The organism is Shinella sp. OV683, assembly GCF_057787725.1.
Window position 1 is genome coordinate 4,796,983 of sequence record NZ_CM173543.1, and the last position, 14,884, is coordinate 4,811,866.

A 14,884-nucleotide genomic window follows, 5' to 3' on the forward strand; every position below is an offset into this window, starting at 1 on the left:
CGGACAGGCCGGCCCCTGAAGGTAATCAGCCAAGCTTTGCAGTAACGGCTTCAACCACCGCTTCCGGGGTGATGCCGAAGAACTTATAGACGTCCTTATAGGGTGCGGATGCGCCGAAGCCCTTCATGCCGATGAAGATGCCATCGTTGCCAATGAAATGATCCCAGCCCTGGCGAACGCCCGCTTCAATGCCGACCTTGACCTTGGCCTTGCCAAAAATGGAAGCCTTATAGTCGTCGCTCTGCACATCGAACAGGCCGAAGGCCGGAACCGAGACGACGCGGGCAGCGATACCCTTGGCGGCGAGCAGTTCCTTGGCCTTGACGGCGATCTCGACTTCCGAACCGGAGGCGAAAATCGACACGGCGGCATTGGCGTCTTCGTGCAGGACATAGGCGCCCTTGGCAGAAAGATTTTCGGCCGAATAGGTCGTGCGAGCAGCAACCAGGTTCTGGCGGGTCAGTGCCAGGCCCGTCGGATGGTTCTTGCCCTCAAGCGCGATCTGCCAGCATTCCATGGTCTCCATGGCATCCGCAGGCCGCAGCATGACGAGATTCGGGATGGCGCGGAGCGCGGCCATCTGCTCGACCGGCTGATGGGTCGGACCATCTTCGCCGAGACCGATCGAATCGTGAGTCAGAACGTGGATGGCGCGGATGCCCATCAGCGAGGCCAGACGGATCGGCGGACGGCAATAGTCCGAGAAGATCAGGAAGCCGCCGGAATAGGGGATCAGGCCGCCATGCAGCGCAATACCGTTCATCGCCGCGGCCATGCCATGCTCACGGATACCGTAGTGCATGTAGCGGCCGGAGAAATCGGTCGGCGTGATCGAAATCATCTGGCTGGTCTTGGTGTTGTTCGACGGCGTCAGGTCCGCGGAGCCGCCCAGCGTTTCCGGCAACAGGCCGTTGACGATTTCAAGTACGTCTTCGGACGCCTTGCGGGTCGCAACTGTCGGCTTGGTATCGGCCAGCTTCTGCTTGTAGGCGCTGACGGCGTCGGCAAAACCGGCCGGCAGGTCGCCAGCGAAGCGGCGGTCGAATTCAGGCTTGGCTGTGGCAGCCGCATGACGGTTCTGCCATTCCTTGTGGGCCGAGGCGCCACGTGCGCCGGCCTGGCGCCACATGTCGAGAATGTCCTGCGGAATCTCGAATGCCGGGGACGGCCAGTTGAGGGCCACACGGGTCGCGGCGATTTCGTCGGCGCCGAGCGGCGAACCGTGAACCTTATGGGTGCCGCCCTTGTTGGGCGCGCCGAAACCAATCGTGGTCTTGGCCGCGATCAGTGTCGGCTTGTCCGACTTGTGGGCCGCATCGATGGCCGCAGCGATCGCCTCGGGGTCATGGCCGTCGACTTCGATCGCGTTCCAGTGAACCGATTTGAACCGGGCGATCTGGTCCGTCGAATCCGACAGGGAGACAGCGCCATCGATGGTGATGGAATTATTGTCCCAGAAGACGATCAGCTTGTTGAGCTTGAGGTGGCCGGCAAGCGCGATGGCTTCCTGGCTGATACCTTCCATCAGGCAGCCATCGCCGGCCAGCACATACGTGTAATGATCCTGCAAGTCGGGACCGAATTCGTCGCGCAGCTTGCGCTCGGCGATCGCAAAACCCACCGAGTTGCCGAGACCCTGGCCGAGCGGGCCGGTCGTCGTCTCGATGCCGGTCGCATGACCATACTCCGGGTGGCCGGCGGTCTTGGAGTGCAGCTGGCGGAAATTCTTGAGGTCGTCGATGCTCATGTCCTCATATCCGGTGAGGTAGAGCACCGAATAGAGCAGCATCGAGCCATGGCCGGCCGAGAGGATGAAACGGTCGCGATCGGGCCAATGCGGCGCCTTCGGATCGAATTTCAGGTAGCGGGTGAACAGCACTGTCGCCACGTCGGCGGCGCCCATCGGCAGACCGGGATGACCCGAATTCGCCTTCTCCACGGCATCCATGGAAAGAAAACGGATCGCGTTGGCCATCCGGTCGTGTGTTTCGCGTGAAATCATGTCTCTGTGCCGGCTCCGGTTATCGAGGAGGCAGCCTGATTGCGACTGCCGTCAAAGCAGGGGACACATAGCAGTTGGCGGCGCTGAGTCAACAAATACGCACACGCTTTAAGCGCGGTGCGGGCAAAAATTGTGCTGCCGCGAAGGCACTCGCTGCAACCGGCATTTTCGAAAGGGCAATGCAGAATCTAAAGTATTCCACAGAATTGCCTGATTTTGCGGCCTTTTGATTGATTGACGGAAGGCAAATGCTTCCCATACTATCGAGGTGAACATCACGCAGGCGACCGGGATCGATTCGTCTGCATTGCGACGATAGGGACAATGCCAGCAGGGGCCGCAGTCAGGACAGCAATCGACGAACTTCGCCAAGCGCTTGGCGAGCTCGACCGCGCAATCGACATGCGCTTCGAGCGAGAGCGCGATTCCGCCGAACTGGAAGGCGAAGTCAGGCGGGTTCACACCGACCGGCAGCGGCTGGCGCACGAACTCGACCAGTCGGAGTTCCGAGCCAACCGCCTCGAGGAAGTCAACCGCGAGGTGTCGCGGCGGCTCGTGACGGCCATGGAAACCATTCGTGCGGTTTTGGACCGCTGATCTCTATCAAGTGAACGAGTAACAGTATGGCGCAGGTAACAGTAACGATCGACGGCAAGGCCTATCGCATGGCATGCGAAGAAGGTCAGGAGCCGCATCTCGAAGGTCTGGCTGCCAATTTCGACCGCTATGTCGGCCACCTCAAGAGCCAGTTCGGCGAGATCGGCGACCTGCGCCTGACAGTCATGGCCGCCATCATGGTGATGGACGAGCTGTCGGAAGCCAATCGCAAGACATCGGCGCTGGAAGCCGAACTCGACGGCATCCGCAAGAGCCGCGACGGCATGGCGGCGGTGGCCGAAAAGGGCGACGAGCTTGTCGCGACGATGCTGTCGGAACTCGCCACCCAGGTGAAGGCGATCTCCACCAAGCTCAACAGCCCGCAGGACAGCGCATCTTAGGATAGACGCGATTGTTTCGGCTTGGGCCTTTTGTTTCCCCCGGATTCAAACTATATAGACAGCGCGGTCTGTGCCTCTCGACAGGATAATATTTTCCCAGGGCCATACTCGATCTAATGGGAGCTGTCCCTGTCCTGGCCCGTGGGCTGGGGTACACGGCACCCACCTACTTTGTAGGCACCAGGGATCGAACCATCCATCGGCTGTTATGGATCGCAACTTTTCTCCCTTTTCTAGAAATTTGACGCATGAAGAAGAAAACCAGCGTCTTCCTATTCAAACTATGGCTTTATCCACCAACTATTTTGCTCGGATCTTATTTCGCAATTGGTCTGGCGATGAGCGCATTTGGCGTTGAAGACCATCTACAGCATGCAATGCATTTCATCCGCGATAATTATGGACCGCAACAGCAGGCCATATACTACGCATATCTGATCGCATTCTTCATGCTTCTGGCATGCAATGTCTCATTCTGGGGATCGATCATATACTTCAAATCCGGGTTCTGCGTGCTAGCGCCGGAAAGCTTCAATGCGGAACTCGTGAGGAACAATCGCTTTATGTTTTGGGACGAGATCGTAGACCGATACCTAGATCCCAAATTCGACAAGAACTAGATCATCGACCCCAACCGAGCAGCATGGTGCCTACCGGATCAGAAGCGCCGTGCCCCACAGGCCGAGCGCGAAGACCGTGTGGCCGACGAGGTTCATGGCGCGAACCTTGTTCGGGTTCGGCGTCTTGGCGGCCGCCCAGCCGATGCCGAGGCCCGGCTGCAGCAGGAACCAGCCGCCGGCCACGGTGACGATACCCCAGATCCAGGCCGGCAGGAAAGTCGGGGCAGCCAGCCAGCCCGAGCCCATGAACAGCACCAGCACCACACCATAGATGATGCCGATGAGGTAATGGAAGATCCAGCCGAGCGCCTGCTCATTGGCATAGGGTGCAGCCTTGCCGATATCGTCGTGGAAGACTTTTCCCGATTGCAGATGCCAGCACCAGCGGCCGACCGGCGCCCAATTGGGGGCGCCCTGGCCGAACGCCTTCCAGAGCACGACGGCCCAGATATCCATGAGAATGGTTGCGCCAATACCGATGACGACGCCGGGCCAGATCAAATCGAACATGTATGGAATCCAATGAGGAGGGAATGGCTCATAGAAACCATTCCTCGCCGGCCGACGCAATACGTGCGTTGCCGATGACATGAAATAGTCCAGAGATACGCGAAGGCGCGCCGGAGTAAGGGAGGGCCCGGAAACCGGGCCTTCCCCTTGTCAAATCGCCAAGATCAGAACGAACGCTGGAAGCGGAGGAAGCCGCTCTTGGTGTCCGGTCCCTTGTCCGGGTTGTAGTAGATGCCTTCAACCAGGACGGAGAAGCCAGAAGCAACTTCCCAGTTGACATCACCAACCAGGCGCCAGGAACCATCATCCCACCACTGGATATCCTTCGACAGCGTGATGCTATCGGCGACCTTGGCCTGGAGGCCCAGAATCGCGCTGAAGCCGTCGTAGTCGAAGTAGATGTTTTGGTCGCTGCTGGACCACAACGGCATGAAGCGAACGCCGAACATACCGAAGCTGCCTGCAACGACGCCCTTAAGCGCGACTGACTCATCCGACTCATCGTAGGCAGCGTTGCCACCAACCTGCCAGTTGCCGAAAGTGCCGATAGCACCGGCAGAGACGTCAGGCATATACTGGTTGCCACGATCAGGCTTGGACAGACCACCACTGTGGTCTTCACCACGATAGATGATCTTGCCGGTGATCGGGTCGCGTGTCACCTGATTGTATTCATCAGCGTCGTTATCGAGCGAGATGAAAGCCTTGATGGCACCGAAGTCGGCCGTATAGCTGACATATTGACGCGAGTCAGGATAGTTCCAGTCAGTCGTGTGGATGCCGCCATCATCGGTGAAACCGCCCTCGCCCAGGAACTTGGCCCAAAGGCTATCGTAGTTACCGAATTCGAGACCGCCGATGCCGAAGATGTAGTACCACTTCAGAGTGTCGGCAGCGCCCGAGCCGTCAATCGCACTGCCGTTGTTGACCTGGTCGCCCTGGACGCGGATCCAGGAGTAAACCGTACCCCATTCGGAGTCGTTCTTGGCTTCGACGTCCAGTTTGATGCGGCCATGGTTGTCGTACTGAGTGTTCTGGTCGCCGGTCTTGGAGAAACGCTTTTCGTAGCGCAGCTCGCCGCCTACTTTCAGGCAGGTCTCTGTACCGGGAATGTAGAAGAAGCCGGTGCCGTAGGCGTCGCAGACCTTAACATATTCCATCGGTTCCGGCTCGGCCGCAACGACCGCATCCGCAGCGTGAGCCCCGGAAACGACTGCAAACGCAGCCGCGGAGCCAAGAAGAAGGCTCTTGATATTCATCTGTTGATCTCCAGTAGAAATATTCTGTCAGGAGCCGGGCTTTGCCGCGATGCGACTGCCCTGTCCGGTTCCTTGCGCGTAAGAGATCGCAAGCGTCGACCTCGATCGCCCGTCTAACATTTCATGAAATCGTGAACAATTGAAAAGCGGAGCAAATTCCGGTGTGTAGCGGGCTGTCAAAGGTGCCGCGTTGTATAAATAACACATTATATATATAATAACTAAAATGCCACTCTCCCCCACATCGAACGTGTGTATCGTGGTTGAAAATTACAAGACCACGGTGGACTTTATGTCGCACATCTCGCCCAAAAAGGGGAAGCTCGGTCCGCCAGTGTCGATAAGGGGTGACGCGGCCGGTCTTCTCGATACGCGGCTGGATCGAACTCTTTTCCGTCAGCGCCGCCGGCAGACGCTGCGGCCGGCCGACGCAATGGCTGAAATGCGTCAATCGCAATTCTAGGGGACGGGAATATCGAAAACCAGCAGGCCGGGTTTTTCCAATGGCAGTTGGGCCACGACCTCGCCGGCCGGGTTGAGGACAGCTGTTGGACCCCACGAGATCCGACCGTCGCGCTCGCCCGTGACATCGGACGAGACGAGCCACAGTCCTGTTTCACGACACCGGTCACCCCGGACGGAATTGTGCGTGTCCCTGAGCGCCTCCGCCGTCTGGCGGCGGCTCATATTGTTGGCGGGGCAGACGATCAGGGACGCACCACGCTCTGCGAGCATCCGCGCCGCCTCGGGAAAATTTGTGTCGTAGCAGATGTTGATTCCGAAGCGCAGGCCGGCGATCTCGAAGACTGGAGTATCGGAGCCGGGATCGAATATTCTCTCGCCCTTGAGCAGGTGCGCCTTACGATAGCGACCGATCAGGACGCCATGATGGACCACGATCGCCGTGTTGAACAATCGCCCCTCCTCCACCTCGATCAGCCCCATGACAATCATCGGGCCGCTCTTGGGAAACCGGTTCAGCACCTCTTCGAATGCGGGGGAACTGAGATCGAAAGCGTTGCGCCGCGCCGGTATCTCGTCGGTAAGATAGCCCTGGAGGAAGCCTTCCGGAAAGCATAGCAGCGACGCCCCTTGCGCATCGGCACGCGCAAAGATGTCGGCAACGCAAGCCAGTGCCGCCCCGATATTTTCCCGAAATTCCTCGGTCTGTGCCGCTGCGATTCTGACATGTACCATCCAGAATGTGTGCTCTGCTTCGGCATGCCGGGTCAATCGCGCCGAACCGATACGTGACATAGCAATAGGGGAAGCCCGGTCCGGCAGGGCAGCGGACCGGGCTTCGGGGCAATCTGCGCCGTTGTTGAACGGGGTTAGGCGCAGACGCGTACTTTCTTCAGATAGGGATTGCCGCTGTAATCAACTTTCCAGACCCGCTTCAGCACACAGCCGGAGGCCATTGAATCGGCGCGCCAGCCGGTATCGACAAGGGTCACGCGGCCGGTCTTCTCGATGCGCGGCTGGATCGAACTCGCCACGGCCGGCGCCAGAGCAATCAATGCGATCACGGTTCCGGCAAGTGCGGCTGTTGTCACGATACGCATTGAACTGTTCCTTCATCCCTGTTTTGTCGAGCGGCAATCCGCTTGTTAAAACAGTTTTCGCATGAAGGAATTCCAGCGGCTGTTACGAAAGGAACAGCGCCTTCAGCCCAAGGGATGGCTGAACTTTTCGGTCAGGGCCGCCGGCAGACGCTGCGGTCGGCCACGCGGGTTGATGACGGCAACGATCACACGGGCCGCAATCAGCAACGTGCCGTCGCGGCGGATTTCCTGGTCGAGGATGAGCTTGGCGCCGGCCGCCTTTTCGGTTGACGTGCGGATGGTGAGGATATCATCCATGCGTGCCGGGCTCTTGAAATCGATCTCCATGCGGTGAACCACGAACACCAGGCTTTCGTCGCCCGCCGCCATCTTGGCCTGCTCTATCCCGAGGCAACGCAGGAAGTCCGTGCGTCCGCGCTCGAGGAAATGCAAGTAGCGGGCGTGGTAGACCACGCCGGAGAAATCCGTGTCTTCATAGTAGACGCGCTGGGTGAGGATGTGGCCTTCGGCGGTCAGAGTGCCGGAAAGGGGGACTTGTAGCTGGGACATAAGCAGGTCTCGTGAAAGATGGACGCTCGCTCATACAGTTTTCATATCCAACCTGCCAGACAGATTGAGCGGGATACAGACCCCCGCTCTGGCAAAATCTTGCAGTTAGCGATTGCGCGCGCCGTAGCATCCAGGGGCACGTTCCCAGACGCAATCGCTAACAGCTGATTTTGCTTTCTCGCCCGCCAGGGGCGAGATAGGAGCCTGCGGTACCCGCCTTGCCCAAATTGAACGTTGAGATCGTGATGCGACGGCGCATCTGGTTTATCTCGCCCCCGGCGGGCGAGAAAGCGATTTCAACTCTTAAGCTTTGCGTCCAGAAACAGCTCGGCGAATGTGACGTTTCTCGCAAAGCTTAAGTGTTAGAAATCGCAAGAGCGGGGGCGGCCCCAACCCGTCAATTCAAACCCTTACCCCTTCCACAATCCCTCGCGTACCAACTCGTCCTGGGTCATGACGATGCTCTTGTGGAGGATATCGGCCATCGTATCGATCTGGGCGCGATTGATGGTCAGTGGTGGGCTCATGACGCACATGTTGATCAGCGGCCGCACGAGCAGGCCGAGTTCCTGGCAGTGCCTGTCGATGCGTTTTCCCACTTCGAGATCAAGCGTCAACGGATTGTTGCTCTCGTGGTCAGCGACGCATTCGATACCGGCCATCAGGCCGAGGCCGCGTACTTCGCCCACCAGTGGCAGCGCTTCCAGCGCCTTCAGCCGCGACTGGAAATGTGTCGAGATGGCGCGGGTTTCTTCCAGTAGGCCATCCTCGAGGATATCGAGATTCTTCAGCGCCACCGCGCAGCCGATCGGATGGCTGGAATAGGTCAGGCCATGGGCAAACATCGCATCGGAATGGTTGGAATGGCGCAGGTCCTCGAACAGGCTTGACCGGATCATCACCCCACCGAGCGGAAAATAGCCCGAGGTGACGCCCTTGGCGAAGGTGATCATGTCGGGCTCGATGCCGAACACATCCTTCGACGCAAACACGTGGCCAAGCCGGCCGAATGCCGTGACGACCTCATCCGAGATATAGAGGATGTCATACTCGGTGCACAGCGCCCGCATGCGCTCGAGATAGCCCGGCGGCGGCACGATCACGCCACCCGACGCCATGACCGGTTCGCCGATGAAGGCGCCGATGCGTTCCGGGCCAACCTTTTCGACGGCGGCGCGGAATTCCTCGATGAGGAAATCCGCGTAGGCCTCGAGCGTCATGCCCTTGGGTCGGCGGAACGGATTGGGGCTCGAAAGCTTGATGACCTGTTCCCTGGCGCTATCCATCCAGTCGTGGTCGCGCGGGCGGCCGTTCATCGAGGCGGCGAGATAGGTCGAGCCGTGATAGGCGCCTTCGCGGCTGACAATCAGCTTCTTTTCCGGGCGACCACGGACATTGTTGTAGAACTGCATGAAACGCAGCGCCGTCTCGACCGCTGACGAGCCGCCTGTCGTGTAGAAGACGTGGTTGAGGCCTTCCGGCGCATGATCTGCGATGCGCTCGGCGAGCAATGCTGAAGGTTCGTTGGTCGTGTACCACGGCGAATTGTAGGAGAGCGCCATCGCCTGATCATACATGACCTGGGAGAGTTCCTTATTGCGGTGGCCGACATTGACGCACCACATGCCGGCGGGTCCATCGATGAGCTGGCGGCCCTGGGCGTCGGTGACATAGATGCCATCACCGCTCTCAATGAAACCGCGGGCTTCGGCGCCGATGGTTTCCGACACTGGCCACGGCTGCACGAGGTGCTTTTCAGCGATTGCCTCGACGGCATGCACAGCCTCGCCATCGAATTCCATCTCTTCCCGCTTCGCCGCCATGATCTGCTCCTGTCAGTTCCCGTTTTTGACGTTTTCGCACAACAATCTGTTTTTAATGTCTTTATTGCTTTTAAATTGACTGTGCGTTCAGTCAATATCGCAGAAGTGCCCGAAATAGGCAATGCAGATTCTGCAGCCAGTACCCCAGATTTTCTTTTCTCGAAGGGGTCGTGTCAGCCCGCGCGCGGCAGGCGCTTGCGGGTATCGGACGGGCTTTCGCTGAACTGCGCGCGATAGGAGCGGGAGAAAGCCGATGCCGAATTGAAGCCGGTAGCCGCGGCAATGTCTGCAAAGGAGGCTTGCGTTTCGATCACCTTCTTGCGGGCGGCATTGAGCCGCAGCGCCAGGTAATGCACGTGCGGAGAAACACCAAAGGACTGGTGAAACAGGGTCTGCAGGTGACGGGCGCTGATACCCGTTCGCCGTGCCAGCTTTTCCAGTGCGAAGGGCTGATCGACGGTCTCCTCCATCAGCCGCAATGCGGCGTTCAGCCGCGCATCCATGACGCCGAGTTCGCCGACCCGGGCCGGCAACAGGTCCCGCCCTCCCCCGTCACGCTCGTAGAGGAAGGAGCGCGATACTTCGAGCGCCATGGAATAACCCTGCCGCCGGCGAATGATCTCCAGCATCATGTCGAGCGTCGGCAGCGCGCCGCCCGTCGTCATGCGCTTGCGGTCGATGACATAGCGCTCCTTGACGATATTGATCTGCGGATAGCGGCCGGTGAAATCCTCCACGTCTTCCCAGTGGACGGTGACCTGGTGATTGTCGAGCAGGCTGGCCTCCGCCATCAGCCACGTGCCGGATTCGACACCAGAGATCATCGAGCGATAGCGTGCGGTCTGCGATAGCGCCATCTTCATCTGGGGCGTATTGTTGCGCCGCCAGTTGTAGCTCGAGACAATAAACAGTGGCTGCTCGTCCTTGCCGGGCCGAAACGCGCCGTCGACGGGGATGTTGATGCCGGCCGTGGTTTCTACCGGGTTTCCGTCGGGACTCAACAGTCGCCATTTGTACAGTGTCTCGCCTGAAATGCGGTTTGCAGCGCGCAACGGCTCGATCACCGCCGCCAGCAGGATCACGGTCGTTTCGGGAAAAGCCAGGATGTCGAACTCGATCGGCTGGTGCGGCGCAGCAAACATCAAGGGATCCGATTTCCGATTATGTATAGAATATTGCCGATAATGCAAAGCAAAGCAAGCGCGGCTCAAACTTAATTGCGCCAACAACTCCGAGGGAGGCCATCCATGCCATTGAATATGAATCGAGACGTTTTCATCACTGCCGCCGTCACCGGCTCCGGTGATACCGCCGGCAAGTCGCGCCACGTGCCGCGCTCGCCGAAGGAAATCGCCGCATCGGCCATCGACGCCGCCCGCGCTGGCGCCGCCGTCGTCCATTGCCACGTACGTGACCCGGAAACCGGTGCGCCGTCGCGCCGCAACGATCTCTACAAGGAACTCACCGACCTCATCCGCGCCTCCGACGTCGACGTCGTGCTGAACTTGACGGCCGGCATGGGCGGCGACATGATTTTCGGCGATGTCGAGCGTCCCCTGCCGCTCAAGGAGATCGGCACCGACATGGCGGGCGCCACCGAACGCGTCTCCCACGTCGCCGAATGCCTGCCGGAAATCTGCACGCTTGACTGCGGCACGATGAACTTCTCGCTCGGCGACTACGTCATGACCAACACGCCGTCGATGCTGCGCGCCATGGCCAAGATGATGACCGATCTCGGCGTCCGCCCGGAAATCGAAGCCTTCGACACCGGCCACCTGTGGTTTGCCAAGCAGCTGGTCGAGGAAGGCCTGATCGAAGACCCTGTGCTGATCCAGCTCTGCATGGGCATTCCGTGGGGCGCACCCGACGACCTCAACACCTTCATGGCGATGGTCAACAACGTGCCCGCCAGCTGGACGTTCTCGGCGTTCTCGATCGGCCGCAATGCGATGGCCTATCCGGCCGCCTCCATCCTCGCCGGCGGCAATGTCCGCGTCGGCCTCGAAGACAATCTCTACATCGGCAAGGGCGAATTTGCCACCAATGCGCAGCTGGTCGAAAAGGCCGTCGGCGTCATCGAAGGCATGGGCGCCAAGATCATCGGCCCCGCTGAAGTGCGCAAGAAGCTGAAGCTGCAGAAGCGGTAACCAGCGCTTTCGATCGGGACGGCACCCCTCACCAAGCGCGCCCAGGCATTCGACTTCGTCTCATGCGGGCTTGCTATCCTCTCCCACAAGGGGAGAGGCAGGGTGCCACAAATACGAGCCTACTGTGAAGCGAGGCAGTTGCTACGAGTTTACCTCTCCCCTTGTGGGAGAAGATACGAAGGCCGGGCAAGCGCAGCAAGCCCTTGGCCGAAGTTGGTGAGGGGTCAAGCCCACGCCCAAGACAGGTTCATGGATTCATTATCGAAAGCGGAACAATGACCAAAATCAACAAGGCAGCCTGCATCGGCGGTGGCGTTATCGGCGGGGCCTGGGCAGCGCGGTTCGTGCTGGCGGGTATCGACACGACGATGTTCGATCCGCATCCGGAGGCCCAGCGCATTATCGGCGAAGTGATGGCCAATGCCGAGCGCGCCTATGGCCTGCTGACATCAGCACCGCTGCCCCCGAAAGGCAAGCTCACCTTCTGCAAGACCATCGAGGAAGCCGTTGCCGGCGCCGACTGGATCCAGGAAAGCGTGCCGGAACGGGTCGACCTCAAGCGCGGCGTGCTGACGCAGATCGACGCGGCGGCCGATCCCAAGGCGCTGATCGGCTCCTCGACCTCGGGCATCATGCCGACCGAATTGCAGCGCGACATGAAGCATCCGGAACGGATGTTCGTCGCTCACCCCTATAACCCGGTCTACCTGCTGCCGCTCGCCGAGCTGGTCGGTGGCGAAAAGACCTCGGCAGCCACGCTGGAAGAGGCCAAGGCCAAGCTTGCGCCGATCGGCATGAAGGGCGTCATCCTAAAGAAGGAAATCGAAGCTTTCGTTGGCGATCGCCTGCTCGAAGCCGTCTGGCGTGAAGGCCTGTGGCTGATCAAGGACGATATCTGCGACACCGAAACGCTTGACGATGTGATCCGCTATTCGTTCGGCATGCGCTGGGCGCAGATGGGCATGTTCGAGACCTATCGCATCGCCGGCGGCGAAGCGGGCATGCGCCACTTCATCGCCCAGTTCGGCCCTTGCCTCTCATGGCCGTGGACCAAGCTGATGGACGTCGTCGACCTTACCGATGAGCTGGTCGACAAGATCGCCAGCCAGTCCGACGCCCAGTCGGGTGCCTATGGTTTCCGCGAACTCGAGCGCATTCGCGACGAAAACCTCGTCGGTATCATGCAGACCCTCAAGGGTTCGAATGGCGGCCAGGGCTGGGGCTCGGGCAAGCTGCTAGCCGAATTCGAAGCCCACCTCTGGAAGAATGCGCCTAAGCCGGAAGCCACGGCGAGCAACGAGCCGATCAAGCTGCTCGACATCAAGGTCAATCCGTCCTGGGTCGATTATAACGGCCACATGACCGAGTTCCGCTACAGCCAGTGCTTCGCCGACTCTGCCGATGCGCTGCTGCGGCTGATCGGCGTCGACATCGATTATGTCGCGGCCGGCCACAGCTACTACACGGTCGAAACCCATGTGCGCCTGCTGGCGGAAGCCAAGCTCGGTGACGATCTCTACGTCAAGGCGCAGATCCTGCCGACCGACGGCAAGAAGCTGCACACGTTCATGTGGCTCTACCGCGCCTCCGACAATGCGCTGCTGTCGACCTGCGAACACCTGATGCTGCATGTATCCTCGAAGGAAGGCAAATCCGTACCGCCGCTGCCTGCCATCATGGCCAAGCTGCAACCGCTGATCGACGCGCATGCGGGTCTGGCGCTGCCGGAAGCGGCTGGGCGGTCTGTGGGGCAGAAGAAGGCCTGAGTCTACGCAAGGGTCTCCCCCTCATCCGGCGCATTCGCGCCACCTTCTCCCCGCCGGGGAGAAGAGGGAGTTCCCAGCCTCCGCCTCGCCTAAAATGCTGGGCTACAAATATTTGAGAGGGTGCAACGACCACCCTCTTCTCCCCAGCGGGGAGAAGGTGGCGCGAATGCGCCGGATGAAGGGGGCCTTCGCGCTGCCCTGCAACTTGGATCTAGGGAGGGACCACTCCATGAATTTCGGATTGACTGAAGAACAGGACATGATCGTCAACACGGTCAGGAGCTTTGTCGAAACAGAGCTTTATCCGCTTGAGGACGAAGTCGAGAAGCAGGGCTTCGTAGCCCCCGAAGTCGGCCAGGAGATTGCCCGCAAGGTCAAGGAGCTCGGCTTCTTCGGCTGCAACATGCCGGAAGAGGTCGGCGGCGCCGGTCTCGACCATCTGACGTTTACACTGGTCGAGCGCGAACTCGGCCGCGCTTCGATGGCGCTTGGCGTGTTCTTCGGCCGCCCCTCCGGCATCCTGATGGGTTGCAACGACGAACAGCGCGAACGCTACCTGATCCCGGCCACCAAGGGCGAAAAATTCGATGCGCTCGCCATGACCGAGCCGGGCGCCGGCTCCGACGTGCGCGGCATGAAGTGCTTTGCCAAGCCCGATGGTTCGGACTGGATCGTCAATGGCACCAAGCATTTCATCAGCCATGCCAATATCGCCGATTTCATCATCGTCTTCATCGCCACCGGCGAGGAAGAGACGCCGCGCGGCCCGAAGAAGTTGATTACCTGCTTCCTGGTCGATCGTGGTACGCCGGGCTTCGAGATCCGCGAAGGCTATAGTTCGGTCTCGCATCGCGGTTACCAGAACTGCATCCTCAATTTCGACGATTGCCGCCTGTCGTCGGCGCAGGTCCTCGGTGAGGTTCACAAGGGTTTCGATCTCGCAAACGACTGGCTCTACGGCACCCGTCTGACGGTCGCCGCCAATTGCGTCGGCCGCGCGCGCCGCGTGTTCGATTACTGTGTGCCCTATGCCGCCGAGCGCAAGCAGTTCGGCAAGCCGATCGGCGCCAACCAGGGCGTATCCTTCAAGCTCGCCGACATGATCACCGAGATCGACGCGGCCGACTGGCTGACGCTGGCCGGCGCATGGCGGCTCGACCAGAAGCTGCCCGCCAACCGAGAGATCGCCTCGGCCAAACTCTATGCCTCGGAAATGCTCGCGCGGGTGACCGACCAGGCGATCCAGATCTATGGCGGCATGGGCCTGATGGACGACCTGCCGCTTGCCCGCTTCTGGCGCGACGCCCGCGTCGAGCGCATCTGGGACGGCACGTCGGAAATCCAGCGGCATATTATCAGCCGTGATTTGCTCAGGCCGTTTGGGGCGTAGTTTGGCTCACCCCTCACCAAGCGCGCCCAAGCGCTCGACCTCCGGTCTTGCGCGGGCTTGCTATCCTCTCCCACAAGGGGAGAGGCAGGGTGCCACGATCAGTGCCCACACGTGAGGCAAAAGCGGCGCCAGGAGTTTACCTCTCCCCTTGTGGGAGAGGATATGAAGGCCGCGAGAGGCGTAGCCGATCGCATGGCCGGAGTTGGTGAGGGGTGACGCGGCACCCGAAACAGTTTGGGGAATGCCCCTTTTCAA

General features: G+C 60.0%; 14 protein-coding genes and 1 other RNA gene. 7 read left to right on the plus strand and 8 right to left on the minus strand.

The window, feature by feature from the left end; genetic code table 11:
• Window positions 1-25 precede the first annotated feature (25 nt).
• Window positions 26-2,002, minus strand: coding sequence for a transketolase (tkt, locus tag ACXHRN_RS23155; RefSeq protein ID WP_488638634.1), 1,977 nt, complete (start codon window positions 2,000-2,002; stop codon window positions 26-28).
• 324 nt (window positions 2,003-2,326) lie between these two features.
• Between tkt and ACXHRN_RS23160 the strand changes: the two genes are divergently transcribed.
• From ACXHRN_RS23160 to ACXHRN_RS23175, 4 genes are all read left to right on the plus strand, one after another.
• Window positions 2,327-2,599, plus strand: coding sequence for a DUF4164 domain-containing protein (locus ACXHRN_RS23160; protein ID WP_488638635.1), 273 nt, complete (start codon window positions 2,327-2,329; stop codon window positions 2,597-2,599).
• Window positions 2,600-2,625: 26 nt separating this feature from the next.
• On the plus strand, window positions 2,626-3,000 hold the full coding sequence (locus ACXHRN_RS23165; protein ID WP_488638636.1) for a cell division protein ZapA: 375 nt from the start codon (window positions 2,626-2,628) through the stop codon (window positions 2,998-3,000).
• A gap of 62 nt (window positions 3,001-3,062) precedes the next feature.
• Window positions 3,063-3,219, plus strand: a non-coding RNA gene (gene ssrS, locus ACXHRN_RS23170) — 6S RNA.
• 29 nt (window positions 3,220-3,248) lie between these two features.
• Complete coding sequence (locus tag ACXHRN_RS23175) at window positions 3,249-3,620, plus strand: hypothetical protein (RefSeq protein WP_488638637.1); 372 nt, start codon at window positions 3,249-3,251, stop codon at window positions 3,618-3,620.
• Window positions 3,621-3,650: 30 nt separating this feature from the next.
• On the opposite strand, the gene ACXHRN_RS23180 is transcribed toward ACXHRN_RS23175, so the two are convergent.
• The 7 genes from ACXHRN_RS23180 to ACXHRN_RS23210 form a co-directional block, all read right to left on the minus strand.
• Window positions 3,651-4,130, minus strand: coding sequence for a DUF2938 domain-containing protein (locus tag ACXHRN_RS23180; protein ID WP_488638638.1), 480 nt, complete (start codon window positions 4,128-4,130; stop codon window positions 3,651-3,653).
• 164 nt (window positions 4,131-4,294) lie between these two features.
• Window positions 4,295-5,389 carry a porin gene (locus ACXHRN_RS23185; RefSeq protein ID WP_488638639.1) on the minus strand — a complete coding sequence of 365 codons (1,095 nt, stop codon included), beginning with the start codon at window positions 5,387-5,389 and terminating at the stop codon, window positions 4,295-4,297.
• Between the two features lie 459 nt (window positions 5,390-5,848).
• Entirely contained in the window at window positions 5,849-6,586 is a 738-nt protein-coding gene (locus ACXHRN_RS23190; protein WP_488638640.1) for a carbon-nitrogen hydrolase family protein, read from the minus strand.
• Window positions 6,587-6,720: 134 nt separating this feature from the next.
• On the minus strand, window positions 6,721-6,951 hold the full coding sequence (locus tag ACXHRN_RS23195; RefSeq protein WP_488638641.1) for a hypothetical protein: 231 nt from the start codon (window positions 6,949-6,951) through the stop codon (window positions 6,721-6,723).
• Between the two features lie 102 nt (window positions 6,952-7,053).
• The gene (gene ybgC / locus ACXHRN_RS23200) at window positions 7,054-7,500 is read right to left on the minus strand and encodes a tol-pal system-associated acyl-CoA thioesterase (protein WP_488638642.1); all 447 of its coding nucleotides are present in this window, start codon (window positions 7,498-7,500) and stop codon (window positions 7,054-7,056) included.
• A gap of 410 nt (window positions 7,501-7,910) precedes the next feature.
• On the minus strand, window positions 7,911-9,323 hold the full coding sequence (locus ACXHRN_RS23205) for an aminotransferase (RefSeq protein WP_488638643.1): 1,413 nt from the start codon (window positions 9,321-9,323) through the stop codon (window positions 7,911-7,913).
• 173 nt (window positions 9,324-9,496) lie between these two features.
• Window positions 9,497-10,465 carry a GlxA family transcriptional regulator gene (locus ACXHRN_RS23210; RefSeq protein WP_488638644.1) on the minus strand — a complete coding sequence of 323 codons (969 nt, stop codon included), beginning with the start codon at window positions 10,463-10,465 and terminating at the stop codon, window positions 9,497-9,499.
• 105 nt (window positions 10,466-10,570) lie between these two features.
• On the opposite strand from ACXHRN_RS23210, the gene bcoG reads away from it, so the two are divergent.
• From bcoG to ACXHRN_RS23225, 3 genes are all read left to right on the plus strand, one after another.
• Window positions 10,571-11,473: a 3-dehydrocarnitine:acetyl-CoA trimethylamine transferase BcoG gene (gene bcoG / locus ACXHRN_RS23215; RefSeq protein WP_488638645.1), complete on the plus strand. Its 903-nt coding sequence runs from the start codon at window positions 10,571-10,573 to the stop codon at window positions 11,471-11,473.
• 275 nt (window positions 11,474-11,748) lie between these two features.
• Window positions 11,749-13,239, plus strand: coding sequence for a carnitine 3-dehydrogenase (locus tag ACXHRN_RS23220; protein WP_488638646.1), 1,491 nt, complete (start codon window positions 11,749-11,751; stop codon window positions 13,237-13,239).
• Window positions 13,240-13,468: 229 nt separating this feature from the next.
• Window positions 13,469-14,629, plus strand: coding sequence for an acyl-CoA dehydrogenase family protein (locus tag ACXHRN_RS23225; protein WP_488638647.1), 1,161 nt, complete (start codon window positions 13,469-13,471; stop codon window positions 14,627-14,629).
• Window positions 14,630-14,884 lie beyond the last annotated feature (255 nt).

What these genes read in the sequence shown, in the direction of transcription:
- tkt (WP_488638634.1), bottom strand. Translation starts at nt 2,002, where the DNA reads ATGATTTCACGCGAAACACACGACCGGATGGCCAACGCGATCCGTTTT.
- ACXHRN_RS23160 (WP_488638635.1), top strand. Translation starts at nt 2,327, where the DNA reads ATGCCAGCAGGGGCCGCAGTCAGGACAGCAATCGACGAACTTCGCCAA.
- ACXHRN_RS23165 (WP_488638636.1), top strand. Translation starts at nt 2,626, where the DNA reads ATGGCGCAGGTAACAGTAACGATCGACGGCAAGGCCTATCGCATGGCA.
- ACXHRN_RS23175 (WP_488638637.1), top strand. Translation starts at nt 3,249, where the DNA reads ATGAAGAAGAAAACCAGCGTCTTCCTATTCAAACTATGGCTTTATCCA.
- ACXHRN_RS23180 (WP_488638638.1), bottom strand. Translation starts at nt 4,130, where the DNA reads ATGTTCGATTTGATCTGGCCCGGCGTCGTCATCGGTATTGGCGCAACC.
- ACXHRN_RS23185 (WP_488638639.1), bottom strand. Translation starts at nt 5,389, where the DNA reads ATGAATATCAAGAGCCTTCTTCTTGGCTCCGCGGCTGCGTTTGCAGTC.
- ACXHRN_RS23190 (WP_488638640.1), bottom strand. Translation starts at nt 6,586, where the DNA reads ATGGTACATGTCAGAATCGCAGCGGCACAGACCGAGGAATTTCGGGAA.
- ACXHRN_RS23195 (WP_488638641.1), bottom strand. Translation starts at nt 6,951, where the DNA reads ATGCGTATCGTGACAACAGCCGCACTTGCCGGAACCGTGATCGCATTG.
- ybgC (WP_488638642.1), bottom strand. Translation starts at nt 7,500, where the DNA reads ATGTCCCAGCTACAAGTCCCCCTTTCCGGCACTCTGACCGCCGAAGGC.
- ACXHRN_RS23205 (WP_488638643.1), bottom strand. Translation starts at nt 9,323, where the DNA reads ATGGCGGCGAAGCGGGAAGAGATGGAATTCGATGGCGAGGCTGTGCAT.
- ACXHRN_RS23210 (WP_488638644.1), bottom strand. Translation starts at nt 10,465, where the DNA reads ATGTTTGCTGCGCCGCACCAGCCGATCGAGTTCGACATCCTGGCTTTT.
- bcoG (WP_488638645.1), top strand. Translation starts at nt 10,571, where the DNA reads ATGCCATTGAATATGAATCGAGACGTTTTCATCACTGCCGCCGTCACC.
- ACXHRN_RS23220 (WP_488638646.1), top strand. Translation starts at nt 11,749, where the DNA reads ATGACCAAAATCAACAAGGCAGCCTGCATCGGCGGTGGCGTTATCGGC.
- ACXHRN_RS23225 (WP_488638647.1), top strand. Translation starts at nt 13,469, where the DNA reads ATGAATTTCGGATTGACTGAAGAACAGGACATGATCGTCAACACGGTC.